Raw genomic sequence first — 26,972 nt, forward strand, 5'->3', positions numbered from 1 at the left:
AGCGAAAACCGATACGGCCACCCGCGCAGTTGCGCGGGCGGCCGTAATCATGACGGGACCTGACATGACCTCAGTGGGTTCTCATCAATTTCTCAGTTTCCGACCGCGGTGTCGACGCCGGTGATGTCGGAGTCATTGAGGCCTGCCGCGGCCTCCGGTTCGGCGCCATTCTGAGTGACGCCCTGGTTGCGTGCCTCCGCCTTGGCCGCCAGTGCCCGCACGGCCGCGTTGAACTGTTCCATCGAGGTCGGTTCGTCGGGGCCGAGCAGGTACTCCTTGAGCTCGCGCCGGTCCTCGGCCAGCGGGTCCGCGGCTCCCCCGGAGATCGCCGCGAGCAGCTCGCCGATCTCCCGGGCGCTGTTGGAGAGGATCACCGCGGCCCGCACCGCGGTGTTCTGCCGCTTGAACTCGTCGACGCCCAGCTCGGCGGAGTCGGTGACCGCGTACGGCTTGCCGCTGGCGATGAAGTCCGAGACGACACTGGAGATGTCCGAGACCATGCCGTCCGACTCGTTGAAACAGTCGTACAGATGCGGCTCGCTGCCGGTGACGACCTTGTGCTCCCACCAGCCGAAGGTGCGCCAGTACGCGGCGTTCCACTCGCGGCGCAGCGTCGCCGTCTCACTTTCGCGCGCCGGGTCGGCCAGTGAGGCCCGGGATTCCTCGGACTCGTCGTCGCCCACCGTGCCGGAGACCGACAGCTCGGCCAGCCTGGCCTCGATCCGGGCCAGCTCGGCCCGGGCCGCGGCCCGGTCGGCCTGCTCGGCGGAGACCTGCTCCACCCAGCGTGGCTCGGCGGCGCGCTGTGCCGCCGCCTTCTCCACCATGTCGGTGATCCGCGCGTGCACGGCCTTGGCGGCCGGGCTGCGGGTGCCGGTGAAGGGGTGCGGCTTGTAGAGCACCCGGACCGGCGGCTCCGCCTTCAGCAGCCGCCGGACGATGTTCTCACCGGCCAGCAGCAGCGAGGTGTTGCCGGGGTTGTCGTCCCAGCCCTCCCAGGTGGGCGCGTAGAGCACGGTCGGCACCGGGTGCGCGGGAGTGGCCGGGCGGCTCCGGATGGGGGCCAGCTGCGGGCGGCCCACCTCGACGATGTCCTCGTCACGTACCCCGACGTCCGCCAGCGCATAGCGGTCGCGGCCGGCCCGGCCGGCGGTCCACACCTCGTCGTACACCTTGCTGTACGGGTTGACGCTGGCCAGCTTGTCGCTGTCGCCGTGCCCGATGAAGACGTGCTTCATGGTGGGGATCCGGAGCATGTGGATGTTCTTGCCGACGTTGGCCGCGTACAGCGCGACCCGCACGGTGGAAAGGTCCAGGTTCATCAGATGCACACCGCCCGGCACACAGACCACCGGCACGGAGGTCGAGCCGAGCTGCGGCACGATGGCCCGCTCGCGCAGGATGATCAGCGGGCGGCCCTCGATGTTCGCCATCGTCTCCAGCCACATGTTGACCTGGTAGGCCGAGTCCCTGGAACCGGAGAAGTAGAGCGCGACGGTCGGCCGGTACTCCCGCAGCCAGCCGTCCAGCGCGTCCAGCACGACGGGGGCGCCGGGGATCCGGCGGCCCTTGCGGATGTACGGGACGAGCGAGGCGATGTAGCCGGAGCCGAAGAACAGCGTGGCGAGTATGCCGGCGTATCCGAGCGCGTCCGTGCCGGTCTGTGCCCAGGCCAGCAGTCCGATCACCGCGAAGACGTCCAGGTGGAGCATCTTCTCGGCGGCGCGGCTCAGCAGCCGCTTCGGCGGGGCGTCGGGGATGCGGACCGCGCCGAGGTCGACGTTGCGGGTGACCACCGGCATGACGCGGCGCAGCCGGATCAGCGTGGTCAGCGTGCCGTGCGAGGCCTGCAGACCGTAGAAGAGCAGGAAACAGGCGACGGCGGCGTAGTAGACCTTCTGCTCGGCCAGTTCCAGCCGAGCGAGCAGCAGGATAAGCAGCAGTTCACGCAGCAGGAATCGGATCGACAGACCGGCACGGACCTTGGCCAGGCGGTTGATGAGGTAGCTGCCGCGCTGATGGAGAAACCAGTCGGACACATACGTGGCGATGGTGGCCGCGGCAAACAGCCAGACATTGGGGATCAGCGCTGCGATCATGACGCACGGGTAGCCGAGACCCATGAAGGCCGCGGCGATGAGCTCTGACCGGCTGCCTACGCGCGCCAGCCTGATGGCGGTCGAAATCACGAAGAACCTGCTCCAGGGGGTGCCGGTTTTATCGGGGGGAAATGTGAAGGTGAGGCTTCACGCATTCGGGCCTCTGTGAATCGCACAACGCGATCGCAGAGGCCCGAAAATGCTTCCAGTTTTGCTCAGGAATTATTACACATCCGCCTGACGGTCCAGCACCGAGGCCAGCGCCTGCTCGAACCCGGAGGCGTCCGCGCTGGCGTCGCGGGTCGGGTCCTGCTGCCGTACGTCGATGACGTGGCCGGTCAGTTCGGAGAGCAGCACGTCCAGCGAGGTGCGGGCCACCGCCTCGGAGGACAGCAGGCTGCCCTCGGGCTCCTTGCCGAACGCCTTGGTCCGCATGGGAGTCGCGGTGCGCTCCGGGTTGACGCAGTTGACCCGGACCCCGTCGCCCGCCCACTCGTCGGCGAGTGCCTGGGTGAGGTTGACCATGGCGGCCTTGGTGGAGGAGTACAGGCTGTACTCGGCGCGGCCGCGGGTGTAGCTGCTGGAGGTGTAGAGCAGCAGCTGGCCCTTGGTCTCCGCGAGATACTTGTACGACGCGCGGGCGATCTGCACCGGTGCCAGGTAGTTGACGTTCAGCGCTTCCTGGATGGTCGTGTTGTCGGTCTCGGCCAGCTTGCCGATGCGCAGCACGCCCGCGGTGTTGATGACGTAGTCGATGCGGCCGGTCTCCCCGTACGCCTTGGCGAGGGCGTCGTCGATGTGCTCCGGGTTCTCGACGTGCGTGCCGGTGGTGGAACGGCCCAGCGCGTACACCTTCGCGCCGTACGACTCGGCGATCGTGGCGATGTCGGCGCCGATGCCGTACGACCCGCCGAAGACCACCAGCGTCTTGTCGGCGAGGAGTTCACGGTAGGCGGCCTCGTCGGCCTGGCGCGGGGCGGCGGTGGAGGCCAGCTGGAAGAGCTTGTCGGCGATGAAGACGTCGACGGGCTGGGTGACCTTCATGTTGTACTCGTCGCCCGCGACCACGTAGATCGGCACGTCCGGCAGGTACTTGAGCACCACCGAACAGTCGTCGGTGGCCTGGAAGTTCGGGTCTCCCGCGGCCACGTCGTAGGCCTTGCGGATGGTGGAGAGCTTGAAGGCCTGCGGGGTCTGGCCGCGGCGCAGCCGGGAGCGGTCCGGGACCTCGGTGATGAACTCGCCGTCGCCGCCGTGGGTACGGGTGACGATGATGGTGTCCGCGGACGGGATGGCGACGTCGACGGCCTGGTAGCGGTCGAGTGCGTCCACACAGTCCTTGATCACCCGCTGCGAGAGCAGCGGGCGCACGGCGTCGTGGAAGAGGACGTTGCGGTCCTCGCCCTCGGCCAGGCCCTCGCCGAGGGCGGCGATGGCACGCTCGGTGGTCTCGTTACGGGTCGATCCGCCCTCGATGACGCGGGTGACCTTGGTCAGACCGGACTTGGCGACGATCTTCTCGATGTCGGAAACATAGCCCGGCGCCATCAGCACGATCACGTCGTCGATGGACTCGGCCTGCTGGAAGATGGTCAGGGTGTGCTCGATCACAGCCTTCCCGGCGATCTTCAGCAGTTGCTTGGGGATCGACAGACCCACGCGCTGGCCGGTACCACCGGCGAGAACGACTGCTGTAGTCCGGGGCTTGGTTGCTTTGTGCTGCACAGACACAGACGACCTACCTTGCGATGAGGGAACGGTGTGATGGTCGCACTCTCCGTGACCGTCTCGCAAGGTGGACGCCAAGCGTCCGCAGCCCCTGCGATACCGCTGGTTCACCCTACGGCCAGGAAAGCGTGCTCCACCCCGGCAGCAACGGTGAGTGACCGATACCACAGGGGTACTCGGGGCTCTACACGTCCGCCACGGTGAGTGCCAGGTCGTTGCTCACGGTGTAGTACGGCCGGACCCTGACGCGCTGCTGGGGTCTTCCGCGGAACTTCCGGGCGGCCTTCCGCAGCACGCCCCAAGGCCTCTTCTTGGGCAGCACGGCGGCGGGATAGGCGTAGACGGCCTTCTTGTCGATGACGTCGTCGAGCACCCGGCCGATCTTCACCGGCGGGGCTTCCGGCGCGTACCGCAGGTAGAGATCCCAGTAGTCGTTCCTGGTGAGCTGCCGCGCGACGGGAGTGGCGCAGGAGAAGGTGAAACGGAAGCCGTCCGTGCCCTGCCGGCTGCCGGGGAAGGTCATCTCCTCCTGGGTGCTGCCCCGTCGGCGCAGCACCAGGACCGGTTCGCCGACGGGGGTGGCCTTCCCCACCAGCACCCCGGACACCGTGACGCGCGTGCCGTCCACGGTGATGTCACCGGCCTCCGCGTGCACCGGCCTGTTCCAGGAGCGCAGGGACAGGAAGCCCTTGCCCTTGACCTTGTAGGCAACCCGGTTGTGGACTCCCCGGCCGTCGTGGGCCGCGACCCGCATGGCGCCGCGCTGGTCGACGGAGCGGGCGGTGATCCTGACCCGTCGGCCGGACTGCGGCACCACGGCGAAGAAGTCCCAGACCCCCTCGGCGAACCGCTCGTCGGCGGGCACCGTGGCGACGCCCTGCGCGTCGAAGGGGTAGGAGCGCTCGTCGGCGCGGTCCTCGGTGCGGGAGCAGAGCAGCCGCAACCCCTCATGCCCGGCGGTGCCCGAGCGGGTCGGCACGAGGCTGACGGTCAACTCGCCCGCCGCCCCCACCACGCAGTCCGCCTCCGGCTGGAACTGCGCGTCGCCGGCCCGGCTCGCGGCCTGCTCGCGCAGTTCGGTGAAGAGATCCTCGTACTGCTTGGTGACCTGGCCGGGATCGAAACGGCGGCTGTTCTCCACCGCGGCCGCGCTCATCCGGCGCCGCCGCGGCTCGTCCTCGATGAGCGTCAGGAGGGCCGCGGTGACGGCCTGGGAGTCGCCGACCGGCACCAGCAGCCCGTCGACCCCGTCCTCGATGATCTCGCGCGGCCCGTAGTCGCAGTCGGTGGACACCACCGGCAGTCCGCAGCGCATCGCCTCGACCAGCGTCATACCGAAGGACTCGTGCCGGGACGTGGACACGGCGATGGCGCCCTTGGCCCATTCCGGTTCGATGGGCGACTGGGGGCCCATCAGGTGAACGCTGTTGTGCAGTCCTCCGGCGTCGATGCGCTCCCGGAGCTTCGGCCGTTCGCTCCCCCCGCCGTAGATCCGCAGCGTCCAGTCGGGGTGTTCGGCCACGACCCCGGCGAAGGCGTCGATCAATACGTGGTACTGCTTTTCGGCCGCCAGCCGGCCGGCCGCCACCACCGTGGTGCCGCTGCCGTCGGCGGGTGTGACCGGCGGCTCCGGAACGCTGTTGGGGATGGAGAGCACCCGGGTCCCGGGCAGCGGCATCTTCTCCCGGTACACCGCGGCGTCGCCCTCGGATACGGTCACGAAGGCGTCGAGCGCTGCCAGATGTTCGTACAGTTCCGAGCGCAGCGCCTGCTTGTGGTGATTGTGCGTCATGTGCTCCTGGCCGATGAGCACGGCGCCGACCGGTGCGAACTGGGCGACGTACGCCACGAGTCCGGGCCGGGTGCCGATGACGACGTCCGCGTCGGATGCGGCGTAGTGCGCACGCACCCGGGTGTCGCAGAGCTTGCTGTACTCCTTGAAACGCGCCTCGGCGGCCGGGAAGTACTGGGCCGGCTGCAGGTGCAGTGGATGCTTGAGCTCGTTGGCCGCCGAGCCCGGGTCGGTGTCCACCAGCGGCACCACGGTGATCCGGGGATCGATGCGGAACAGCGGGATCTCCCGGTGCCGGAAGACCGAGACGATCTCCACCTCGTGCCGGTCTGCCAGTTCCTCGGCCAGGTTCAGGGTGGTCTTGATGGTGCCCCCGATCCCATAGACCGTGTGAATGAGGAAGGAGATCTTCATCAACGCTCCGCTTTCGGTCATCCAGGCCGGCGCATAACCCCCGCTATGACGTCGCGTGCCGGGTACGGGGCAATTCTTCAGCCACCCTGATAGCAAGAGAGCCATTGACGGCGGGAGGTTGTCTGCCGACCGGAAAAAAATCACCCGAAAGCGGTTTGATCGAACAAAGAGCCGGGGTCGGACCGCGGTTTGGCGGTCCGACCCCGGCTCCCTCAGCAGTTCAGCAGGTCGACGGTGGTGTTCGGCCCGGGCCTAGAAGGGGTCGAACTCGTCGTACTCCTTCTGCGCGTCATCGCGCTCGGCCTCACGGTCCCGGCGCTTCTGCGCTGCGGGCCGCGGCGCCTCCAGGCGATGGTCCTCGCCCCGGCGGCCCAGCATCTCGGCGCCCGCCATCATGGTCGGTTCCCAGTCGAAGACCACCGCGTTGTCCTCGGCTCCGATGGCCACGCCGTCGCCCGCACGGGCACCGGCCTTCAGCAGCTGGTCCTCGACCCCGAGGCGGCTGAGGCGGTCGGCGAGGTAGCCGACGGCCTCGTCGTTGCTGAAGTCGGTCTGGCGCACCCAGCGCTCCGGCTTCTCGCCGCGCACCCGGTAGACGCCTTCCGCTTCCTCGAAGGTGACCGTGAAGCCCGCGTCGTCCACGGCCTTCGGGCGGATGACGACCCGGGTCGCCTGCTCCGCCGGCTTGGCGGCCCGCGCCTCGGCGATGATGCCCGCCAGCGCGAAGGACAGCTCCTTGAGACCCAGGTGCGCCACGGCCGAGACCTCGAAGACCCGGTAGCCGCGTGCCTCCAGGTCCGGCCTGATCATCTCGGCGAGGTCCTTGCCGTCCGGGATGTCGACCTTGTTCAGCGCGACGATGCGCGGCCGGTTCTCCAGCCCGCCGTACAGCTTGAGCTCTTCCTCGATCATGTCGAGGTCGGAGACCGGGTCACGGTCGGACTCGAGCGTCGCCGTGTCGAGCACGTGCACCAGCACCGAGCAACGCTCGACGTGGCGCAGGAACTCCAGGCCGAGACCCTTGCCCTGGCTGGCTCCGGGAATCAGGCCCGGGACGTCGGCGATGGTGTAGACGGTCGAACCGGCCGTCACCACACCGAGGTTGGGGACCAGCGTGGTGAACGGGTAGTCCGCGATCTTCGGCTTGGCCGCGCTGAGCACCGAGATCAGTGAGGACTTGCCGGCGCTCGGGTAACCGACGAGCGCCACGTCGGCGACCGTCTTGAGCTCAAGGACGATGTCCCGGGCCTCGCCCGGCTCCCCGAGCAGCGCGAACCCGGGTGCCTTGCGCCGCGCCGAGGCCAGCGCGTGGTTGCCGAGACCGCCGCGGCCGCCCTGGCCGGCGACGAAGGTGGTCCCCTGGCCGACCAGGTCGGCCAGGACGTTGCCGTCCTTGTCGAGCACCACGGTGCCGTCCGGCACCGGCAGCACGAGGTCGTTCCCGTCCTTGCCGGAGCGGTTGTCACCCGCGCCGGGCTGCCCGTTGGTCGCCTTGCGGTGCGGGCTGTGGTGGTAGTCCAGCAGCGTGGTCACGGCCTGCTCGACCACGAGGATGACGTCGCCGCCACGGCCGCCGTTGCCGCCGTCCGGGCCGCCCAGCGGCTTGAACTTCTCACGGTGTACGGAGGCGCAGCCGTGGCCCCCGTTACCCGCGGCGGCATGCAGCTCGACGCGGTCCACGAAGGTGGTCATGGGTGTGCCTCCAGAAACTTACGGGATGGTTCTACGTCTAACACGACAAAGGCGGACCGGCTTCCCGTAAGCAACGGGAAACCTGGTCCGCCCTCGACAGATCGCTCTACGGCAGCCCAGTGATCAGGCGACCGGAACGATGTTCACGACCTTGCGGCCACGGTGCGTGCCGAACTCGACCGCACCGGGGTTCAGCGCGAACAGCGTGTCGTCGCCGCCACGGCCGACGCCCGTGCCCGGGTGGAAGTGGGTACCGCGCTGGCGGACCAGGATCTCACCGGCGTTGACGACCTGACCGCCGAAGCGCTTCACGCCGAGCCGCTGAGCATTGGAATCGCGCCCGTTCCGAGTGGACGATGCGCCCTTCTTGTGTGCCATGTCTCGTCAGTCCCTTACTTCGCAGCCGCGGGGATACCGGTGACCTTGATCGCCGTGTACTGCTGGCGGTGACCCTGGCGACGGCGGTAGCCGGTCTTGTTCTTGTAGCGAAGGATGTCGATCTTCGCGCCCTTGTGGTGGTCCACGACCTCGGCCTGGACCTTGATGCCGGCCAGCACCCACGGGTCGCTGGTCACAAGGTCGCCGTCGACCACGAGCAGGGTCGAGAGCTCGACCGTGTCGCCAACCTTGGCGGTGGGAATCTTGTCAACCTCAACGATGTCGTCGACAGCAACCTTGTGCTGGCGACCACCGCTGCGCACGATGGCGTACACGCGGATCTCTCTTTCGCTCGGAGTCGGTCCTCTGATGCCAGCCGCTCACACGGGCCCGAAGCCCCGCGACGATCCGGATTGGACGAGCGGCCTCTCCCGACAGAGCCGGGAGGGAGTTGCTCAGAGGTTTGGCGCACAGGAAACACGCCGAGGGGTAAGGCTACGGGGCGGGCTCCGGGGGGTCAAACCGGGCCCGGCCTGGTGGCGGCGGGAACGAGTCGCGCTGCGACAGGGCGGCCGGATGAATCGCTTCCCGAATGATCAAGGCTGCCGTGGCCCCCTTCCGCCCCTTCCGCGCGGCGGCCTTTTCGATGATCTCCAGGTCATCGGACTCCACGTACACACGAGCTACGCCCGAGCGATACGACCTCGTTGTCCCTCGTTCATTGGCGCCCTCGTCCACCGGTCGCGACCACGTCCACCACGTCCACACCGTTTCGCCCGGTCACGCAGCGATGGCGAATCCGGAGGGCGGCCCGACCTCGAACCAGAGCAGCTTGCCCTTCACCCCGAAGAGGTCCTCCCCGAGCCACGTACCCACCCCAGCCATCCGCACGTTCATCATGCCCTGGCGGTTCAGGCCGCCGATCCGCTGCACTCCGTATTCGATGCCTTCCTCGAAGGCGACGATGCAGCCGGTGTCGACCTCGATCCGGCCGCCGAAGTCGGCAGAGCCGCACCAGGAGCAGCCCACGCCCGCCGTCCGCCTCCCTCGACGCCGGTACGGGCCGCAACGCCCCCGGCGGCTTGTCGAATGGCGCCGGGATCGCCGGATTCGTATCCCGCACCCCGCCCGCACCCTCCCTTCCCCCGTCGACCGCAGGCGCATGGAGGCCGGCCCGTCGGAGTACCGGTAGGCATTGGCGACCACCTCGCAGGCCAGCAGCTCAGCGGTATCGATCAGCTCTTGCATGCCATGCCCACCGAGCACCGCCCTGAGCGTCATCCTGGCGACGCGGGGCGCACGCGGATCGTGTGGCAACTGCAGGGAGTACGCCCAGGATTCGGGCGGGGATACGGTGACCACGAACGCCTCCTACGGAGAAAGGGAGTCGACTCACTTGCTTTCGACGACGTCACACGGTGGCAATGCCGCCCAGGTGGGGACGGTGCGCTTCCGGTCTTGCGACACCGCTCAGCGAGTGGCTTGGCTCACACCCTAGGACTGAAAGTAAGAGAACTACTACGTTCTGAGTGATATCTGCGCACGATTGACCACTGTGGGTGACGAAGCCGCCGGGTGTACGGCCGGAAAGGAGCTGTGATGCCACCCATCAGTGCCCCCACGTTGCGACAGCGCCGCCTGGGCGCGGAGCTGCGAAAACTGCGCCAGAAGGCCGGCCTGTCCTCGACTGAGGCCGCCAGCGGGCTGGGCGTCAACCAGGCCCGCATCAGCATGATCGAAGCCGGCCGGTATCCGGTGGGCGCAGACCGGGTGCGAGCCATGGCCCGGAGCTACGCCTGCCAGGACTCTGCCCTCATGGACGCCTTGGCCGCCATGACAGGCCGACGCGTCCGGGGCTGGTGGGAGGAGTACCGAGATTTCCTGCCGCCCGAGCTACTGGATATCGCCGAACTGGAGCACCATGCCGGCGAGTTGCGCGTGGCACTCGCCATCCACATCCCGGCGCTGCTCCAGACCGCGGATCACACCCGAGCTCTGCTGCGGGAAGCGGTTCCGCCATTCCGTCCCTACGAGGCCGAGCACTGGCTGACCCATAGGATCAAGCGGCAGGTCGTCCTCCACCGGGAACGGCCAGTCCGCTACACAGCCATCCTGCACGAGGCCGCCCTGCACATGCAGTACGGCGGTCCGGAAACGGCACGCGCCCAGCTCGCCCACCTTGTCGAGCTCAGCGAACACGACCACATCTCGATCAGAGTGATTCCGTTCACGCGAGCGAGCTACCCGGGCAACGGCCAGTCGATCGACTACATCTCCGGCTCGGTTCCCGAGCTGGACACCGTCCAGCTCGACACACACCACGGCTGCGCCTTCCTGGACGCGGAAGCTCATCTGGCCAAATACCGGACGGTCCTCGGCCGGATGGAGACCGGCTCCCTGGGTCTCGCCGAGTCGCGCGATCTCATTCGCCGTATCGCACACAGCATCTGAGAGAGGACGGGCATGTCCCAAGACGACTGGCAGAAGTCTACTTTCAGCCCGGACGGATCCAACTGCCTTAATGTTTCGGCTACTTGCGATGGAACTATAAAAGTCCGAGAGAGTGACCAACCCAACACTATTTTCGCGACTACACCTGAAACCCTACGGGCCTTCATACTCAGTATTAGGTCAGGTTATTGATAAGGCACCATCAGGCACCACCCGTGCGAATATGGCGAATATGGGGATGCAAACTCCCTCCTGATCGGGCCAACCCACAGCAGTTGACAAGAGACAAGCGAACCCGGAGGCTCCCGGGCGGCCCGACCTGCAGGATCCACTTCGCAGGCGAAGGCGGACTCCGGCCGCTGGCCTTGTTGAAGAGACGGAGCCGCAGACTGCGGGGCCCCAGGGGCGGGGCTTGCCGGTCAGCACGCGCGTTGGCATCCAGGCCAGCAGGCCGAGGGCGAACTGGACGATCTCCAAGTGGTGAACGAGTGAGACCTGTCCGCCTGAGCTATGTGCGGCTAGAGTCCCCGGATGACTTCCCTCAAAACCCCCACCCATCGGGAAGAAGTCGCCCCCGTGTCCGCTTCGGTACCCCCAAAGCCGAAGTCTTCAGCGCGTGATCCGTACTTCGACAACGCGAAGTACCTCGCGATCATCCTGGTGGCGGCCGGCCACTCATGGGAGCCCTTGCCCGACAGCGGCCGAATCGTCGCAGCGGTCTACGCCTTCGTTTATACCTTCCATATGCCGGTTTTCATCCTGATTTCGGGCTATCTCTCGCGCAACTTCGATCTACGGCCCGACCGGGCCTGGCGGTTGGTCACCACCCTCTTGGTTCCGTACGCGGTCTTCGAGGTGGCCTACACGCTCTTCGAGCGGGTCCTCAGAGATTCGAGCTTCCCGCTGTCACCGGCCGATCCGTACTGGTTGTTGTGGTTCCTGCCCGCGCTCTTCCTCTGGCGGTTGACGACGCCGATCTGGCAGGCGCTGCGCTGGCCCGTGCCGGTGTCGCTGGGGATCGCCGTGGTCGGTGCGATGGGGCACGGCATCGGCGGGGACCTGCAGTTGGAGCGGGTGCTGCAGTTCCTGCCGTTCTACGTGCTGGGGATGCGGCTGCGCCCCCACCACTTCGAGCTGTTGCGGACCACGCGCGTGCGGTTGGCGGCGATTCCCGTGTGCGCGGTCGCACTGTTGGCGGCGTACTGGACAGAGCCGCGCATGAACCACGCGTGGTTCTTTAGGAGCTCAAACGCGCAGGACTTGGGAGCGCCCTTCTGGGTGGGCGGAATCATGACGCTCGCCCTCTTCGGCTGCGCCCTGGTGCTCGGCGGATGCTTTTTCGCCTGGGTGCCCGGCCGTCGGCTGTGGATCACCGCGCTAGGCGCAGGCACCCTCTACGGCTACTTGTTGCACGGCTTCGTCATCCGGGGGGCGAACTATCTCGGCTGGTACGACGACCTGGAGTTCCTTGGCACTCCCCTGGGCAGAGTTGCGGTGACGCTGAGCGCCATCGCAGTCGTCACTCTGTTGTGCACGCCGCCGGTCCGCCAGGTATTCCGTTTCGTCGTGGAGCCTCCTTTGGGCTGGGCAGCCCGCCGGAACGGCACAGAAGGCCCAGCCCGTGCTTGACGGCCCACTGGAGGCGAGGCACACACTCACAAGAGTGAGTCGCGCCGTGCTAGCTTGACGCTCTCGTCACGTTCTGTGTACATCGAGGCTTCCAGATGCCGCGCTCGACCCTGCTCCACCACACGTGGCGATTGCCGCTGCTGATCTCCGTCGTCTACGTGTTGCTGCAGCTCACTGCCGGCTCGTCCTGGACTCTCTTCCCGGACTCGTACCGCTACGCCCGTGCGGCCGAACAGCGGCTCGGTGAGTCTCGGGAAGAGGCACATCGCACCGCGCTCGAGGCGTTCTGCACAAGTCGGGCCTCGGCGGATACGGAGAAGAGGCGGCTGGATCCACTGGCGCACGGAGCGAAGGCTGACCCCAAGACGTGCCTCAAGCGCTGGAACAATGCCCCGGACATCACCACGGGTGACCCCCGCTACCAATCGATCTTCTCATCCCGACCCGGCTATCCGTTGGTCGTCGCTCCCTTCATCGGAGCCTTCGGCGTGCTGCACGGCATGCGTGGGTTTGGCCTGGTGATGTCCCTCGCCGGCGCTCTCCTGGTGTTCGGACTGCTGCGCCACGTCGGGCTCTCCCCGCCTCGGGCCGCGATCGGCCACATCGCCTTTCTCGTGTCGCCGCTGGGCTGGTGGAGTCTTCAGGCGCTCAGCGAGGGGGTGGTCACCGTCTGCGTCCTGGGTACGTTGTGGGGCGGCCTGGTGATCATACGAGGCAAGTACCTGCCGGGCGCGATGCTGTTCGCCGGCTCACTCGCGGTGTGTGCCGTCACTCGCTATTCGACTGCGCTGCTCCTGGCGGCTCTCATCGCAGCAACGACACTCGTGTCCTGGTGCGTGCGGCGCTCCCGGCGAGTTCTCCTGCTGCCCGGAGCAGCCGCAGGCTCAGCCGCCGCGATCGCACTCGTGATGAAAATCCTCGCGCTGCCGAATTCCGAAGTCACTCTCCAGGACACCTTCACCAGGCACTTCCGCTCCCCGGAGGTCGCGAACCCCTGGAACCGGCTTGTTGCACTCGACCTGCGCTACTGGCAGCACTGGATCGCGGAACAGGCAGCGATGCCCCTCTTCCTGGCGCTCACCGCGCTCGCCCTCTGGGCTTTGCTGCGCTACGGCCGTGGACTCGGCCCGCTCGTCTGGGCGGCCGCGCTGACCGGTGTCTCGCAGGTCGTCGCACATCCGCTGGCCCAGGAAGCCGACCGGCTGGGCGTGCTGATGTGGATTCCCGTCGTGTTCGGTGTCCCGTTGGCCACGCAGGCCATCAGGGATTTTCGCTTGCTCCCGAATGACCGTACGGTCCGGGATGCGGATTCAGTAGTGGAGCCTGGCTGTGTCAGTACCGCAGATCCTCGATGAGTTGTTGGCCTCGGTTGCCCGAACGGCTGGTGCCCGCATGGCCCACAGCAAGTGGCCGTGCATTACGGAGCGGATCATGGGTGTCGCCAGTCACCGCATTCGGGACAGCAGGCTCAAGGCTGACGTGCTGAGCGAGGCCGCTCAGCTTCAACTCTCGCGAGGGGTCGTACCGCGCCACTTGGTCCAGGTGTACTCGGCAGAGCTGGCCTGCGCGGACGCCCATTTCAAGGCAGGTCGCAAGAAGGCGGCCGCCAAAAGCTTCGCCACGGCCGTGCAGTTGGCCTTCCATCGGGTACCGCACATTGATGGGCTCCGCTCGCCGTTGTCGGACGACCCGGCGGGCTTTACCGCTCGTCTGCGTTGCAGTGCCACCGGCCGTGCCCGATCATCGTTCGAACTCCACATATACGAGTCGTTCACGTACTGGCCGCACATCATGGACTTCTCCAGAGTGGACGACGTCGTCTTCATCGCCGAACACATGCGGGAGTTGACCATCGCCGCGGTACCCCGCCTGACGGCTGCCGACGCACCGCAACTCCGCTTCCTGCACAACGCCCTGGACCTGCAGCGCTTCGACCGTCCCAAACGCGAGGAGGCACGGTTCACCATTGGCTTGGTGGGGATAGGGCAGATCGAAGGATCCACGCTGGGCCGTGGAAGTGCCGCGTCTTCTCCGCAGTCGGGACCAGCGCTATCACCTGCTCATGGTCGGCGCGGGTCTCAACGCCGGTGCGAGTGCCGCCGCCGCGGCATACCAGGCAGCGCTGGACAACGATCTCGCAGAACTGGAGCGTTCCGCTGCTGTACACCGGTTGGGACCGTGCGACGACGTCCCGAGCGTGCCGGCCGGCGTCGGCGTGATCCTCAGTAGTTCGGTACGGGAAGGCTGCCACGTCGGCCTGATGGAAGGTGCGGCCTCCGGAGCCGTGCCCGTGGTCCGGGACTGGCCGTTCGTGGCAGGCCGACCGCACAGTGCACGCACGCTTTTTCCCGAGGACTGGGTCGTCACAAGCCCGCAGCAGGCCGCAGACAGAATTCTCGCCGTCACAGAGTCCGAATCCACCCGGTCCCTGCACGGCCGAGCCGCATCCCGATATGCGCTGTCCCAATGGGACTGGACGGCCGTGCAGGGTGATTACGACAGCCTGCTGCTCCGCCCGGGCGACCCCGTAAGCTCGCTGGTCGAAGCCACCCTCTGAAAGGCAGTTGTTCAGTGAACTACAGGGTTCAGCCCTCCGCGCAGGTGGATGACACCGCCGAGATCGGTGAGGGCAGCAGCGTCTGGGAGCTCGCTCAGATCCGCGAGCAGGCTCGACTCGGCTCGGGCTGCGTGGTCGGCCGTGGAGCGTACGTCGGTACAGGAGTGCGGATCGGTGACAACGTCAAGATCCAGAACTATGCCTTGGTGTACGAACCGGCCGAGCTCGCCGACGGTGTCTTCATCGGTCCCGCAGTGGTACTCACCAATGACCACAACCCGCGCTCCGTCGACCCCGACGGAAAGCAGAAGCGCGGAGGGGACTGGGAGGCGGTCGGCGTCAAGATCGCCGAAGGCGCATCGGTGGGCGCCCGCGCCGTGTGTGTCGCCCCGGTGAGACTCGGCCGCTGGGCCATGGTCGCGGCCGGTGCGGTGGTCACGAAGGACGTTCCGGACTTCGCTCTGGTCGTCGGTGTCCCGGCCCGCAGGGTCGGTTGGGTCGGCCGCGCCGGAGTCAAGCTCGTGGAGCGTGCAGGGGAGGCCGGTGTGTGGGAGTGCCCGCAGACCGGCGAGCGGTACCGCGAGAACGGTCCGGACGCTCTGATCGAGGCCGGTCCGGTCGGATAAGCGACGAGGTGGGCCCCCGGGGGCCCACCTCAGCTCGGTCAGCCGCCTATGACGACGCGACGGACGCCTTCCCAGCGAGCGGGATCGGTCGTGCGGCGACCGTCGACCAGCACCCGGACATCCGGAAGGTCGGTCGACGCCAGCTCACGGTACTCGGCGTGGTCGGCCTGCAGGATCGCCGCGGTGACGCGCTCACCGGCGTGCGGGGTGAGACCGTGCGCGACCAGTTCCTCGGCCGTGTACATCGGGTCCGACACGTAGGGGGTGGCGCCCCGCGCCTTCAGGGCTTCTACGGTCGGGAAGACGCCGGAGAAGGCCGTCTCCTTGACGCCTCCCCGGTAGGCCGCGCCCAGCACCAGGACGTCGACGCCGGTCAGATCACCGTATGCGGCGGCCAGCAGGTCCACCGCGTACTCCGGCATCGCGGCATTCGCCTCACGCGCCGAGCGCACAACCGTCGCCGACGGGTCGTTCCACAGATACATCCGTGGGTAGATCGGGATGCAGTGGCCGCCGACGGCGATACCCGGCTGATGAATGTGGCTGTAGGGCTGCGAGTTGCAAGCCTCGATGACCTTCAGGACATCGATGTTCTGCTGGTCGGCAAAGCGTGCGAACTGGTTCGCCAGGCCGATGTTGACGTCGCGATAGGTCGTCTCCGCCAGCTTGGCAAGCTCGGACGCCTCCGCGGTGCCCAGGTCCCAGACCCCGTTGGGGCGAGCCAGGTCGGCGCGCTCGTCGAAGTCCAGGACGGATTCGTAGAACTCGATGCCGTGTTTCGCGGAAGCGTCGTCGATGCCGCCGACCAGCTTCGGGTAGCGGCGCAGGTCCGAGAACACACGGCCGGTGAGCACTCGTTCCGGCGAGAACACCAGGTGGAAGTCCTGGCCTGAGATCAGCCCCGAGCCCTCCTCCAGCATCGGCGCCCAGCGGGTGCGGGTGGTGCCTACGGGGAGCGTGGTCTCGTAGCTGACCAGCGTGCCCGGCTTGAGGCCGGCGGCGATCGCTCGGGTCGCGGAGTCCATCCAGCCGAAGTCCGGGACACCTTCGGCGTCCACGAAGAGCGGTACGACAACGACAACGGCTTCGGAGACGGCGACGGCGGCAGCGGTGTCGGTCGTCGCCGTCAGCAGCCCGGCGCTGACCGTCTCCTTGAGCTTGACGTCCAGGTCGTGCTCCCCGGGGAAGGGCTCGGTGCCGGCGTTGACCAGCTCCACGACCTTCTCGTTGACGTCGGCGCCGATCACCCGGTGGCCCTTGGCCGCGAACTGCACCGCGAGCGGCAACCCGATCTTGCCGAGGGCGACTACACAGATGTTCATGGGGTTACTTCCTCTTCGCGGGCTGGGCACCGGTCAGCCGGGACCGCAGTCGCGTTCCCAGGGAGACCTTGGGCGGAAAGAGCGGTTCGGTGTTGACCACCATGCGGCCCTTCGAGTTCACGTGTGCGGCGACCTTGTAGGGGCTCTCGGCCCCCCAGCGGCGCGCCAACGGCATGGGGAGGTCCTTGCCATGCACCGGTATTTCGTACGTCGCGCCGGCGATGTCCACATAGGCGCGGACTCCGTATTTGGCGGTCGTGCGTTCGATGGGGATCCTGGCTCGCAGGATCGTCCCGCGCCCGTCAGGCGCGGTTTCGCGTTGGAACTCACCCGGGGCAGGGGGTGCTTGGTACGTCGTCGGCAGCTTTCGTGCGCGGGCCTTGTCCGCGCTCTCCGGCATGGCACCGTGAGCGAGGCGGACGACAGCCGAAGCGGTATCGCCGACGACCCCGATCCGTATCGCCAGGTCCAGCCAGAGTTTCTCGCCGTCCTGCTGCCAGTCCGAGGAGACCAACTCGGTATCGGCCGCAAGGCGGCCCGCCACTACTTCGCCAAGGATCTCGAAGCAACGGTCGGGCAGTCCTGACTCGCCGTCCCGAAAGCCCGGATAGCGCGCGAAGGCACGGCCTTCCTCAAGGTAGAAGGGCGGGGCGCCGTACTCGGCCTCCTCCTTGATCGCGCGGCAGAGCTCATCAAGAGCCCCCCGCTGCGCGAGCCGCAGCCTCGTCCGGCGCTTCACACCCATGGAGTCGCTGAGAGCGTCCGTGAAGTAAGCGTCCGCCAGTTTTCCTATTCCCGCGCACACCTCGTCCTGTGTCCGCGCGTCCAGGCGGATGAAGTCGTCCTGGATGAGCTTGGAGAGCTCCCAGGTGAAGTGGCGCTTGAACAGAGCATCCCGATCCGGGCCCGGCCCGATCAGATCGGCGGCGCGCTTCATGATCTCGGAAACGCAGCGGAGCCGAGCAAGATGATTCGCACGATAGGTGATGTTGCTGGCGTCGCCGCGCTTCACCGCGTAATAGCAGGTGTAGTCAGCGATCACGGATATCTTGCGGGCGCGCACGCACGCCTCGATGGTGAACGGCTGATCGCTGCCGACCGGGAGATCCTCGGGGAAGCGAAGATTGTACTTCTCCACCAGCTCGCGACGGAAAAGCTTGGTATTGGCCAGCGCGAAGGGCAGTTCAGGACCGTAGAGGCTGATGTCCGGGTCGTTGGCCTTGTAGAGCGACTGGCGTACGTAACGGCCGTTGGTCCCGATCATCTTCCCGACCACGACGTCGGACCCGTGCTCGTCCGCGCAGGCCACCATCCGCTCCAGCGCTTCCTCGCCCAGGTAGTCGTCGGAGCCGATGAAGTACACATACCGGCCCGTTGCCACATCGAGCGCCCTGTTGCTCGGCGCGGCGGGGCCTCCGGAATTCGGCTGCCTGATCACCTTGACGGTGTCCGGGTAGTCCGCGGCGAAGCGGTCGAGTTCGGGCCCGCTTCCGTCCGTCGAACCGTCATCAACCGCCACGACCTCGAGCCGGCCCCGGCCGATCGTCTGCCCCACGAGCGAGTTCAAGCACTCGGTGAGATAGGGCATCGTGTTGTAGACGGCAACAACGACAGTGACATCGGGAACATCGGACCTGCTGCTCATGCCATCACCTCGGCAGAGTCCTCAACGGTCTCGCTCGCGCCTCCGGGAACCAGCGCCAGGTAAACGCGGTCGAGCGCCTCCGCCTGTGCTTTCCATGTCCACTGCTCCAGCAACCCGGGAACGTCGTAGGCCGCGCGATAAGCCTTCGGTTCCTTCAGTACTGCCTTCACCGCGCGGACGTAGTCCTCGACGTCATCGGCTTTGAAGACCTCGCCCTGCCCTGTCTTCGCAACCATGTCACCCATCGTTTTGACATCGCTCACCACAAAGGGAAGTCGCGCATGCGAGTACTCGAAGAACTTCGTGATAAGGGCGATTTCATGGTTCGGCCAATGATGAATCGGGATAACCCCGACATTCGCTGCCGCCAGGAAGGGGACGACCTGGTAGTGCGGAACGTAGGGAAGGATGTGCACCCGATCGGCCACGCCCAGTTCCTCGGCGCGTTCCACAAGGCCGTTCATGTATGCCGATGTCGGCCGCAGCACGACGAACGCTACGTGCACGCCCGGGAGTCGGGGAAGTGACTCGACCATGATGTCGAGCCCGCGCTGGGTGGCCGCGGCACCGCTGTATACGGAGAGCGGGACGTCGGCGCCGATGCCGCACAGTTCACGCAGATCAGGTACCGGCTCGTCGGCATGCTCGCGCGAAACCTCCCCGTCAGGGGCATTGAGAATCACGTCCGGCGTCCTTTTGAGCCCGTGCCGCTCCACCAGCATGTCTGCCAGCGTCGCGGAAACAGTCGTCACAGCATCGGCGTACTTCGAGTACTCCAACTCGTGGAGGCACTGCGCGACGTGCCATCGCGGGTGCGAATTCCACGGCTTGATGCCCGGCAGGTACTCGTGCGCGTCCCAGACGAGCTTGACGTCACGCTTCCCCGCCCTCGCCCGCAGCGTCGCCCGGGCTCCGACGCCGAGCATGCGGAAGTCATTGGCGTGGATGAGATCGGGCTTGAGCTCGTCGATCACCTTGCCGTACGCCAACTCAAGATCGAGCAGATACGGGTCGAGCTTCCGCCAGGCCCTCCCACCCATCAAGCGCTGCCACATGGCCGTGGTGAAGCGGTCGAGCGGGGAATCCATCTGCCGACGGCGCTGCTCCAGAGCGCTCGTCTTCCGAAACCGCAGCTCGACCCATCGGCTGAGCACCTTGGCACTGAGCCGTGGCACCACGAGCTTCGCTTTCGAGGTTGCCGAGCCTGTGGCTGTCGCCTCGATGAGGCTGATATTCAGGTCTGCGCGCCAGGCCTTCATCTTCTGCCTTCGATAGGCAGCGAGGGGGCCCGGCCGGTAGGCCAGCGGGGAGCGCAACACTGCCCTGCGGTACTCATGCCGACGCCGGTGCATCGGTTGGGGAACGGACAGCAGCCGGACTTCCGCTCCACCGATCTGCCAGTTCTGCTCACGCTTGTTGGGCGATTTTCCCAGCAACACCACGTCCCAGCCGGCCTCGGCTGCAGAGCGTGCTTCCTTCTGTACCCGGGAATCACCGTTCACGCCGTTGTCGACCAGCATCACGATCCGGCCACGACTGCCGCTCCGCAGCGCCGTGATGTTGTCAGGCCCCATGAGCCGCGAGTTCCTCCGTTTTGATGGTGACGGTCTGTCCGCTCGCGGCGGACTCGAGCACTGCTGCGGCCACCTCCACCGCACGAAGCCCGTCCCGCAGTGTGCAGATGTCCTGGGAGGTGCCCAGCACGGCGTCCCGGAACAGTTCGTGTTCCACCAGCAGCGGCTCGCGCTTGGGTATGGCGTACCGGACCATGTCACCCTCGGACACGCCGCGGAACGCCCGCAGCGCCTCCCACTCGGTGGCCACCGCCGCGTTCGAGTGGAAGGTCAGGTCCGCGGTGAGGGTGTCGGCGATGAAGCTGCCGCGCTCACCGGTCACCGAGGTGAAGCGCTCCTTCAACGGGCTGAGCCAGTTGACCAGGTGGTTGACCATGGTGCCGTCGGTGAGCCGGCCGGCCACCGAGACCATGTCCTCGTGTGCGCGGCCGCTCTTGTGGACGGTGTGGGCGGCGATCGATTCGTAGCGACGGCCGGTCACCCAGCCCGTCAGGTCGATGTCGTGGGTGGCGAGGTCCTTGACCACTCCCACGTCGGCTATTCGGTGCGGGAAGGGGCCCTGCCGACGGGTGACCACCTGGAAAACCTCACCGAGCTCGCCGGCCTCGAGCCGCGTGCGCAGCGAGCGCAGCGCCGGGTTACAGCGTTCGATGTGGCCCACGCCGGCCACCAGGCCGCGCGCTTCGAAGGCCTCGACCAGACGGCGGGCCCCCGCGACGGTGTCGGCGAGCGGCTTCTCGATCAGTGCGCAGATCCCTGCGTCGGCGAGCTGCAGGCCGACTTGTTCGTGCAGTGCCGTGGGGCAGGCGACGACGGCGTAGTCGATACCGAGCGCGATCAGTTCCTCGACCGTGGAGAGGACGGGGGCACCCTGCGCCCAGCCGTTCGTGTCGCCCATCGGGTCGACGACGCCGACGAGGCGGACGTTGTCCAGGCCGGCCAGCACACGCGCGTGGTTGCGGCCCATCGAGCCCAGCCCGATCAGTCCGGCTCTGAGTCCTGCGGTCACTGGTTCTCCCCCAGCTCGTTGACGGCGACGACGATGCGGTCCAGGTCCTCCGCGGTGAGCGAAGGGTGCACCGGCAGCGAGACGACCTCGGCGGCCGCCCGCTCGGTCTCCGGCAGCTCCCAGTGACGGCCTGCCTTCTGGTCCGGCTCCCAGTACGGCTTCAGCCGGTGGATGGGGGTCGGGTAGTACACGGCATTGCCGATACCGGCCTCGGTCAACTGCCGCATCGCGGCATCACGGTCGCCCTCGATACGGACGGTGTACTGGTGGTAGGCGTGACGCGCGCCTTCCGCCACCGACGGGCCGGTGACGTTCGATGCGGTGATGTGCTGGTCGAAGTAGGCGGCGTTGACCCGGCGCTGCTCGGTCCAGTCGAGCACCTTGCCGAGCTGTACGCGGCCGACGGCCGCTGATACGTCCGTCATCCGCATGTTGGCGCCGACGATCTCGTTGGCGTACCGCTGCTCCATGCCCTGGTTCCGCAGCAGACGCAAAGTGCGTGCGATCTCCGCGTCCGCGGTGGTGACCATGCCGCCCTCCAGGGCGTGCATGTTCTTGGTGGGGTAGAAGCTGAAGGTGCCACCGGAGCCGAAAGCGCCCACCGGCGTGCCATGAAGAGCCGCGGTGTGGGCCTGGCAGGCGTCCTCGACGACAGCGAGGCCGTGCTTCTCGGCGATCGGCATCAACCGGTCCATCGCGGCCGGGTGTCCGTACAGGTGCACCGGCATGATCGCCGCGGTACGCGGGGTGATCGCGGCTTCCACGGCTGCCGGGTCCAGGCAGAAGCTGTCGGCCTCGATGTCCGCGAAGACGACGTCGGCCCCGGTCAGGCGGACCGCGTTGGCGGACGCCGCGAAGGAGAACGACGGGACGATGACCTCGTCGCCGGGGCCGATGCCCAGGGCCAGCAGCAGCAGGTGCAGCGCCGAGGTACCGGAGTTGACGGCGACGCAGTGCCGTCCTGCCACCAACTCCGAGAACCCCTCCTCGAAGGCGGCGACCTCCGGGCCCTGCACCACCCGGCCACTACGCAGAACGCGTACGACGGCGTCGATCTCTTCCTCGCCGATGACCGGCCGGGCCGCAGGGATCGGCTCCCTGTTCACGCTCGACATGGACGTCCTCCTTGAACACCGCAAGAGCTCTGAGCGGCACAAGTTCTGAGGTGTGCGGACGTCTTACGAAGCCCTGCTGACCCCCCGACACAAGGCCGACGTTATTACTGCCTTCATCGGGCAAATCACCCAGTTTCCCCCAAAGGATGACTTACGCAATGATGTGTATCGGCTTGTCACATGAGCGACCGACAAGCGATCGGAGCCTGCGCAGTATGTGGGCAACAGGCAACGATGGGCGTCACATTATCAGGGTTTTCATAGCATGTTTCGAGCAGGTTAAAGGAAGAATCTGCTACTGCGCAGCGGAGAGATCCGGCCCGGTCCGCCGTCCCTGACGTGAACGCACCGTGGGCCCCGTCGAATCGACGGGGCCCACGGTGAACTACTGCGGCTCGGGTCAGTCCTGCGGGACGTCCGTGGACGTTCCCGCAGGTGATGCCTGCTCGGCGGCCACGGTCTTCTTCGAGGCCTTCTTGGCCGTCGTCTTCTTGGCCGTGGTCGTCTTCTTCGCCGCCGTCGTCTTGGCGGCTACCTTCTTGGCGGTCGCCTTCTTCGCCGGTGCCTTCTTGGCGGCCTTGCGGGCGGCCGTCTTCTTGGCCGGGGCCGCGGGCTCGGACTCGGACTCCGCCGCGGCCTCCGCCGGAGCGGGGGTCTCGGCCGGAGCGGTCTCGTCCGAAGCGGCCTCGACCACGACGACCGCCGCTTCGGTCGACCCGGCCGGGGACCCGGCGGGAGCGGTTGCCTTGCGGGTGGCGCGGCGGCGGGCCCGCGGGGGCGCGGACTCGGCGGCGGCCGTGGGGGCCTCGACCTGGGGCTCGGCAGCCGACTCGTCGGCCACCGGGGCCGGGGCCTCGGCGACCACGATCTCGGCGGCTTCGTCGGACACCTTCGGGGCACCGGCCGGGGCCGTCGCCTTGCGGGTCGCGCGGCGGCGGGTACGGGCCGGGGCGGCCTCCTGGGCGGGCTCCGCCGGAACGGGCTCGGGCTCGGACACCGGCTCGGCCGCGGCCGGTGCCTCGGCGGCCGGCTCGGGCCGCGCCTCCCGGGGGGCGCCGGCCGGGGCCGACACCTTACGGGTGGCGCGGCGGCGACCACGGGTGCGGGTCGCGGCCGCTTCCGCCTCCGCGGCGCTGCCGTACAGCTCCTCGTCCGGCACGAAGGAGGCGAAGGAATCGACGGAGTCCGGCGTCACCGCGGCGGCCGGCTCGGCCTCCGGCTCGTGGCCGTGCGCCTCGTCGTGCTCGGCGAGTTCGTCCACGTGGTCGTGCTCGGTCGTGTGGTCGTGCTCGTCGGTCGCCGCGCCGCGGCCGCGCTTCTTGGCGCGCTTGCCGCCACCACCGCCACCGGCCGAGGTCGGCTGCTCCATGTGCACGATCACGCCACGCCCGTTGCAGTGGACGCAGGTCTCGGAGAAGGACTCGAGGAGGCCCTGGCCGACCCGCTTACGGGTCATCTGGACCAGACCCAGCGAGGTCACCTCGGCGACCTGGTGCTTCGTACGGTCCCGGCCCAGGCATTCGAGCAGGCGCCGCAGCACCAGATCCCGGTTGGACTCGAGCACCATGTCGATGAAGTCGACGACCACGATGCCGCCGAGGTCGCGCAGCCGCAGCTGGCGGACGATCTCCTCGGCCGCCTCCAGGTTGTTCTTGGTGACGGTCTCTTCCAGGTTGCCGCCCTGGCCGGTGAACTTCCCGGTGTTGACGTCGACGACGACCATCGCCTCGGTCTTGTCGATCACCAGCGAGCCACCGCTCGGCAGATAGACCTTCCGGTCCAGCGCCTTCATCAGCTGCTCGTCGATGCGGTACGTCGCGAAGACGTCGACCTCGGAGGTCCAGCGGGAGAGCCGGTCGGTCAGGTCGGGGGCGACATGGGCGACGTAGCCGTGGATGGTGTCCCACGCGTCGTCACCGCTGACGATGACCTTCGAGAAGTCCTCGTTGAAGATGTCGCGGACGACCCGGACGGTCATGTCCGGCTCGCCGTAGAGCAGCGTCGGCGCGTTGGTGCTGCCGCTGCCCTTCGCCTTCTTCTGGATGTCCTCCCACTGCGCCTGCAGACGCTCGACGTCGCGGCGCAGCTCGTCCTCGCTGGCACCCTCCGCCGCGGTGCGGACGATGACGCCGGCATCCTCCGGGACGATCTTCTTGAGGATGGTCTTCAGCCGGGAACGCTCGGTGTCGGGCAGCTTGCGGCTGATGCCCGTCATCGACCCCTCGGGCACGTAGACCAGGTAACGGCCGGGCAGCGACACCTGGCTGGTCAGCCGGGCACCCTTGTGGCCGATCGGGTCCTTGGTGACCTGGACGAGCACCGACTGGCCGGACTTGAGCGCGGTCTCGATGCGGCGCGGCCCGTGGGCCATGCCCAGTGCCTCGAAGTTCACCTCACCGGCGTACAGGACGGCGTTGCGGCCCTTGCCGATGTCGACGAACGCGGCCTCCATCGACGGCAGGACGTTCTGGACCTTGCCCAGGTAGACGTTGCCGACGTAGCTGGTGGCCTGTTCCTTGTTGACGTAGTGCTCCACGAGCACGTTGTCCTCGAGGACGCCGATCTGGGTGCGCTCGCCGTACTGGCGGACGACCATGACCCGCTCGACGGCCTCCCGGCGCGCCAGGAACTCCGCCTCGGTGATGATCGGCACCCGGCGGCGACCCTGCTCACGGCCTTCGCGGCGGCGCTGCTTCTTCGCCTCCATACGGGTCGAGCCCTTGATGGACTGCACCTCGTCGAAGCCGGTACCGGGCTCGCGCTCTTCCTTCTTGCGCGGCTCGCGGACCTTGACGACCGTACGCTCCGGGTCGTCGGCCACCGCGTCGGCGTCGGTGCCCGCGTCACCGCTGCGACGGCGCCTGCGACGGCGGCGACGGCTGCTGCTGGAGCCGGCCGGACCGTTGTCGTCCTCTTCCTCGTCGCTCTCCGCGACGGCGGGAGCGGCTGCCGCTCCGGCGGGCGCTTCGGCTTCCTCGGTGTCCTCGGCCTCGTCGTCGGCGCGGTCGTCCGCGTCACTGGCCTCGCCGCGGCGGCGGCGACGGCCGCCCCGGCGGCGACGGCGCGACGGACGGTCGCCGTACTCGTCGGACTCCTCGCCCCCCTGCTCCTCGGACTGCACGTCCTCCGCCTGCACGGTCTCGGGCTCTTCCTCGACGGGCTCTTCGGCAGCGGGTACGGCGGCCGGCTCGGGCACCCTTTCGGACCGCTCGGCCTTCTCCGCCTCGGCGGGCTCGCCCCGGCGACGGCGACGACGGCCGCGGGTGCCCTGCGGAGCGGACTCGGCGGTCCGGTCCGCCGTGGCGGTCTGCTCCGTGGTCTCGTCCTCGTCCACGGCTTCGGCCTGCTCGGTGGGCCGGGCGGCGGCAGCGGCCGCCGCGGTCTCCGGCGTCTGGAACATCGGCTCGGCGAAGACCGGCGCCTGGAACACGGCGACGGCCGGGCGGGCCGACCGGCGGCGCGAACGCCCCGGCTCGGCGGGCTCCGGCGCCTTCTCCTTGTCGGCCTGCTTCTCGGCCTGCTTCTCGGACTGCTTCGCCGGCTGCTTCTCGCCCACGGCGGTGAACTGCGGGGACTCCGCCCTGCGGCGCTTACGTCCGCGCGGCGCGGCCTCGGCCCGCTCCTCGGTCTCCTCGGCGAGCGTCTCGGCGACGGCCTCCGGCAGGCTCTCGGCGGCGGCAACAGGCTGCACGGGCTCGGGCTGGGCGGCCTCGGAGCGTGGCGTGGCGGCGGGCGAGGTGGCACGACGGCGACCACGTCCGCGCGGCGCCTCAGCGGCGGGCGCCTCGGCGGTCTGCGCCTCGGTGACCTGTGTCTCGGCAGCCGGTGCCTCGACTGCGGGTGCCTCTGCGGCCGGTGCGGTCGCCTTACGGGTCGCACGGCGACGGGCACGCGGCGGAGCGGCGTCCTGCGCCTCTCCAGCCTGACCGGCCGAAGCGGCCTCGGGCTCGACGGCTGCGGGCTGTACGGTCTCGGGCCGGTCTGCCACCGGCGCCTCGGCGCTCTGCGGCGCACCAGCGGGAGCGGTCGCCTTCCTGGTGGCGCGGCGACGGGCACGCGGCGGGGCGGCGTCCTGCGTCTCGGGACGCTCGTCGGCGGCGGGTGCATCGGCCACAACGGTCTCCGGCTCAGCAGCGGCCACGGGGGCCTCGGTGGTCTGCGGCTCCGCAACGGGGGCGGTGGTTCCGCGGGTGGCACGGCGGCGGGCCCGGGCGGGTGCCGGGGTCTCGGCCTGCGGCACGGCGGCCTCGGTCACGGCCTCGGCCTGCGGGGCGCCGGCCGGAGCGGACGTACGGCGGCGGGTGCGACGCGGAGCCGCCTCTGCGGCGGCTTCCTCGACGGCGGCCCGAGCCTCGGCCGGCTCGGCGGACTCGGCGGTCCTGATGGGCTCGGTGGCCTGGGCGGGGCCGGCCGGTGCGGTCGCCTTGCGGGTGGCGCGGCGGCGGGCGGGCGGCGCCGTCCCGGCGGTGACCTCGGCGCTCGGCGCGGTACTCCCGGTGGGCGGTATGGCCGGTGCCACTGTCTCCGCCACGGTGGTCGCGACGGTCTCGGGTGCCTTACCGGCGCTCTCCGCGCCGGTCGGCGGCCCGGCGGGGCGCGACGCGGCTCGGCGCCTGCGGCGCACGGGAAGCGTGTCGCCGGGACCGGCGTTCTCGCCGGTGTTCTCGTTGGCTCCGTTGGTAACGGATTCGTTCGACTGGGGCATGCGGGCGGTTCTCCCGTCACGCTCCCGGGCGCCGCGTCTGTTTCCGGTCCGGCACGGTCCGCGGCTGAAGCGCGGTTCCGCTCGTCCGGGGCGCGGGCGCCGCACGGGAGCTGATGTCTGGCTCGCCGGTTCCCTACGCGATGTACGTACGGCCTGGCGAAAGTCTTCTGGTCAGTGCGCCGCCCGATCCAGGTGGCTCCCGGATCCCAGGGCTGCGCAACGACTGTTCTTACGCG

At 68.3% G+C, this 26,972-nt stretch carries 18 protein-coding genes and 1 pseudogene; 6 read left to right on the forward strand and 13 right to left on the reverse strand.

The window, feature by feature from the left end; translation table 11 throughout:
- Positions 1-92: 92 nt before the first annotated feature.
- The 7 genes and pseudogenes from AB0M87_RS05005 to AB0M87_RS05035 all read right to left on the reverse strand — a co-directional run.
- Entirely contained in the window at positions 93-2,189 is a 2,097-nt protein-coding gene (locus AB0M87_RS05005; protein WP_365850230.1) for a hypothetical protein, read from the reverse strand.
- A 135-nt stretch (positions 2,190-2,324) separates the two neighbouring features.
- The gene (locus tag AB0M87_RS05010; protein ID WP_365850231.1) at positions 2,325-3,830 is read right to left on the reverse strand and encodes a bifunctional cytidylyltransferase/SDR family oxidoreductase; all 1,506 of its coding nucleotides are present in this window, start codon (positions 3,828-3,830) and stop codon (positions 2,325-2,327) included.
- A 181-nt stretch (positions 3,831-4,011) separates the two neighbouring features.
- A complete protein-coding gene (locus tag AB0M87_RS05015; protein WP_365850233.1) occupies positions 4,012-6,033 on the reverse strand; it encodes a glycosyltransferase family 4 protein in 2,022 nt (673 codons plus the stop codon).
- 252 nt (positions 6,034-6,285) lie between these two features.
- A complete protein-coding gene (obgE, locus tag AB0M87_RS05020) occupies positions 6,286-7,725 on the reverse strand; it encodes a GTPase ObgE (protein WP_365850234.1) in 1,440 nt (479 codons plus the stop codon).
- 123 nt (positions 7,726-7,848) lie between these two features.
- A complete protein-coding gene (gene rpmA, locus AB0M87_RS05025) occupies positions 7,849-8,103 on the reverse strand; it encodes a 50S ribosomal protein L27 (protein WP_328538764.1) in 255 nt (84 codons plus the stop codon).
- A gap of 14 nt (positions 8,104-8,117) precedes the next feature.
- On the reverse strand, positions 8,118-8,438 hold the full coding sequence (gene rplU, locus AB0M87_RS05030; RefSeq protein ID WP_365850236.1) for a 50S ribosomal protein L21: 321 nt from the start codon (positions 8,436-8,438) through the stop codon (positions 8,118-8,120).
- 556 nt (positions 8,439-8,994) lie between these two features.
- Positions 8,995-9,108, reverse strand: a pseudogene (locus AB0M87_RS05035) (AIM24 family protein); the annotation flags it as partial.
- Positions 9,109-9,702: 594 nt separating this feature from the next.
- Between AB0M87_RS05035 and AB0M87_RS05040 the strand changes: the two are divergent.
- The 6 genes from AB0M87_RS05040 to AB0M87_RS05065 all read left to right on the forward strand — a co-directional run bounded on the left by AB0M87_RS05040 (position 9,703) and on the right by AB0M87_RS05065 (position 15,366).
- Positions 9,703-10,554: a helix-turn-helix transcriptional regulator gene (locus AB0M87_RS05040; protein WP_365850237.1), complete on the forward strand. Its 852-nt coding sequence runs from the start codon at positions 9,703-9,705 to the stop codon at positions 10,552-10,554.
- Positions 10,555-10,566: 12 nt separating this feature from the next.
- Positions 10,567-10,746, forward strand: coding sequence for a DUF397 domain-containing protein (locus AB0M87_RS05045; RefSeq protein ID WP_365850238.1), 180 nt, complete (start codon positions 10,567-10,569; stop codon positions 10,744-10,746).
- A 384-nt stretch (positions 10,747-11,130) separates the two neighbouring features.
- Positions 11,131-12,183, forward strand: coding sequence for an acyltransferase family protein (locus AB0M87_RS05050; RefSeq protein ID WP_365850239.1), 1,053 nt, complete (start codon positions 11,131-11,133; stop codon positions 12,181-12,183).
- Positions 12,184-12,278: 95 nt separating this feature from the next.
- Positions 12,279-13,538, forward strand: a complete 1,260-nt coding sequence (locus AB0M87_RS05055; RefSeq protein WP_365850240.1) for a hypothetical protein — start codon at positions 12,279-12,281, stop codon at positions 13,536-13,538.
- 656 nt (positions 13,539-14,194) lie between these two features.
- Positions 14,195-14,740 (forward strand): hypothetical protein, encoded by a 546-nt coding sequence (locus tag AB0M87_RS05060; RefSeq protein WP_365850241.1) that lies wholly within the window; start codon positions 14,195-14,197, stop codon positions 14,738-14,740.
- Positions 14,741-14,754: 14 nt separating this feature from the next.
- Positions 14,755-15,366 carry an acyltransferase gene (locus AB0M87_RS05065; RefSeq protein ID WP_365850242.1) on the forward strand — a complete coding sequence of 204 codons (612 nt, stop codon included), beginning with the start codon at positions 14,755-14,757 and terminating at the stop codon, positions 15,364-15,366.
- Between the two features lie 38 nt (positions 15,367-15,404).
- Here AB0M87_RS05065 and AB0M87_RS05070 read toward each other — a convergent pair whose 3' ends face one another.
- From AB0M87_RS05070 to AB0M87_RS05095, 6 genes are all read right to left on the reverse strand, one after another.
- The gene (locus tag AB0M87_RS05070; protein ID WP_365850243.1) at positions 15,405-16,688 is read right to left on the reverse strand and encodes a nucleotide sugar dehydrogenase; all 1,284 of its coding nucleotides are present in this window, start codon (positions 16,686-16,688) and stop codon (positions 15,405-15,407) included.
- A gap of 4 nt (positions 16,689-16,692) precedes the next feature.
- Complete coding sequence (locus tag AB0M87_RS05075; protein WP_365850244.1) at positions 16,693-18,333, reverse strand: glycosyltransferase family 2 protein; 1,641 nt, start codon at positions 18,331-18,333, stop codon at positions 16,693-16,695.
- Positions 18,330-19,907, reverse strand: a complete 1,578-nt coding sequence (locus AB0M87_RS05080) for a glycosyltransferase family 4 protein (RefSeq protein WP_365850245.1) — start codon at positions 19,905-19,907, stop codon at positions 18,330-18,332. The genes AB0M87_RS05075 and AB0M87_RS05080 overlap by 4 nt, the downstream gene beginning before the upstream one ends.
- The gene (locus tag AB0M87_RS05085; protein ID WP_365850246.1) at positions 19,897-20,916 is read right to left on the reverse strand and encodes a Gfo/Idh/MocA family oxidoreductase; all 1,020 of its coding nucleotides are present in this window, start codon (positions 20,914-20,916) and stop codon (positions 19,897-19,899) included. Before AB0M87_RS05085 ends, AB0M87_RS05080 begins: the two co-directional genes overlap by 11 nt.
- Entirely contained in the window at positions 20,913-22,031 is a 1,119-nt protein-coding gene (locus AB0M87_RS05090) for a DegT/DnrJ/EryC1/StrS family aminotransferase (protein WP_365850247.1), read from the reverse strand. Before AB0M87_RS05090 ends, AB0M87_RS05085 begins: the two co-directional genes overlap by 4 nt.
- 400 nt (positions 22,032-22,431) lie before the next feature.
- The gene (locus tag AB0M87_RS05095; protein WP_365850249.1) at positions 22,432-26,736 is read right to left on the reverse strand and encodes an Rne/Rng family ribonuclease; all 4,305 of its coding nucleotides are present in this window, start codon (positions 26,734-26,736) and stop codon (positions 22,432-22,434) included.
- Positions 26,737-26,972 lie beyond the last annotated feature (236 nt).

This window comes from Streptomyces sp. NPDC051320 (assembly GCF_040682175.1).
Lineage (GTDB): Bacteria > Actinomycetota > Actinomycetes > Streptomycetales > Streptomycetaceae > Streptomyces.